The sequence below is a fragment of the Peribacillus sp. YIM B13482 genome (genome assembly GCF_042787975.1).
GTDB lineage: Bacteria > Bacillota > Bacilli > Bacillales > DSM-1321 > Peribacillus > Peribacillus simplex_A.
Genome location: NZ_JBHZPF010000131.1, coordinates 1 through 2,043 on the forward strand (window position 1 = coordinate 1; position 2,043 = coordinate 2,043).

At 34.8% G+C, this 2,043-nt stretch carries 2 protein-coding genes; one reads left to right on the plus strand and one right to left on the minus strand.

All coding sequences use genetic code 11. The features are described from left to right. Nucleotides 1–940: 940 nt before the first annotated feature. Nucleotides 941–1,045 carry a hypothetical protein gene (locus ACFX4L_RS25275; RefSeq protein ID WP_260399090.1) on the plus strand — a complete coding sequence of 35 codons (105 nt, stop codon included), beginning with the start codon at nt 941–943 and terminating at the stop codon, nt 1,043–1,045. A gap of 113 nt (nt 1,046–1,158) precedes the next feature. On the opposite strand, the gene ACFX4L_RS25280 is transcribed toward ACFX4L_RS25275, so the two are convergent. Then, complete coding sequence (locus ACFX4L_RS25280) at nt 1,159–1,716, minus strand: shikimate kinase (RefSeq protein WP_377406655.1); 558 nt, start codon at nt 1,714–1,716, stop codon at nt 1,159–1,161. Nucleotides 1,717–2,043: the final 327 nt, after the last annotated feature.

Below are 2,043 nucleotides of genomic sequence, written 5' to 3' on the forward strand. Positions count from 1 at the left end.
GGGTTTCCCCCTGTGAGAGTAGGACGCCGCCAAGCCATTTAAAAGATCAGCCATCCGGCTGGTCTTTTTTTGCGTCTTTTAATGATAAAAGTATCGAAAAAAGTAATGAAGCCATTAAAAGTGGAAATAATTCTACTTTTTTCTTCTATTATTATATTGTTAGAATTTAGGGGCGCCTGATCTTTGAATTGTTGTGACATAAGGGGAGAGCCAAGATAGAAGGTGTCAGAATTAGAAAAAACACAAATGATAAATAGTTTCAGGAGGCAATAGTAGAATTAGCCCCATTAATTACCTCAGAAGAGAATAAAGAGATACGGAAGACCATAAATCCCAGTTCATCATTGTCCATGGGATACGAAAAAACTTTAGATAGTCTTAACTGAAGACGCTCAAGTTACTTGAAAGAAAAGGCTTGAAAGTCCTTAGGTCTTTATGGGTATACTCCATATCTTTAAAACGTGGGACAACGAGCATTACGCAAGCACATATCAGCAACACCACAGACTGCTTTTACTTCTGTCTATAGTTTGTTCTTGGGCACTCGACAAGCGGCACTGGCGGATACAAGTAGATATCCCTTTCTTGATACAATTGAAAAAACAAACAAAAATGCATGTTGGATTGATATCTAATATTTTTGAATGCTGTATAAAGGACTATTTTATAAGTTTGACACTTGGAAGTTGACGAATCGTTAATGAAAGAAAATACTCCGACACGAGAGGGAGGGTTATAGGCTGTATTGAAGTCTTTAATAATCCTGATCCCCTAAAGCAATTTTTTGCTTTAGCGGCTTAATTGCTTTCGGCGTTATGCAAGGGTTAAGGATGAAAGGGTTGATTCCTGATCAAGATATAGACATCGGAGGATTCGATAATTTCCAGTCGCAGAAATCAATGATCCTCCATTAACAACTGTTTCTTCATTTCCTCAACGTATGGGGAAAGAAGCTGCGAATCTTTTGTACCAAAAAATGGTGAATATTGATCATGAACAACAGCGTATTATATTAAATCCTGAACTGATTATAAAATCCTCCTAAAAAGAAAAAAAGGTGATTAGTTTACAGGAAGAGGGAGTATCTCTTATCGCTGTATTCTTTTCATCTTTTTTATTATTCTTTTCTAGGTTTTATTGGGCAATCAACTAATGGAATTACTTAAGTGGTTCGTAAATATCCCAGGCGACTTTCAATGAATCAACAATATAATCTGCTACCTCTTCGACATCAAGGTCATTCATATTCACTTTTGAATGATGATAGGAGTATATTTCCTGTCTGGTATTAAAAAGTTCTTCTATTTCTTCAAGGCTTCGACTTTGTAACACTGGTCTACTATCAATAAGCAACCCTATTCTCTCTTTCCAATAATCCCAAGATAAGTCAAGGTAGAAGACAATGCAATTAGATAAACAGATATTCCGTATATCCTCTTGTAAAAATGCCCCTCCTCCGACTGAAATGATTTTCAATTGTTGTTGACTAAAGCTTTCAATCACACTTTTTTCTTTTTCGCGAAAAGTTTTTTCCCCAAACTTCTTGAATATTTCCGTGGTGGGCATATTGAATTCCTTTTCAATTTCTTGATCTATATCAATAAAGTCCCTATATAATTTCCTCGCTACTTTCTGTCCGATCGTCGTCTTTCCTACACCCATAAAGCCAATAAAAACTATACTTTGCATCCTTAAAGATGTGTCTTTATTAATCATTTATAAATTCCTCCTTTTATAATGATTAAAAGTCTATCCTGAAATTTTTAAAATATATTTATTATAGTATAAGGAAGTAAAATTGTAAAAAATTATTTAATATTTGGACAACGGTAGTGCGTGATATAAGCGGTTATTTCTAAAATCGTTAACCAGTGTTAAAGGAACAACATTTTAGTATTCGATAAACATCTCATTATCATTTATTTAGATTATCATGCCATACCTTGTTAGGTTGATTGGTCTTTTGGAAAGGCTGTTTTCACATACTTTGTTGCTATTTACCAGGTAGTGAGTTGTGGTTGATTTCCCCTCCAGATGCTCGCT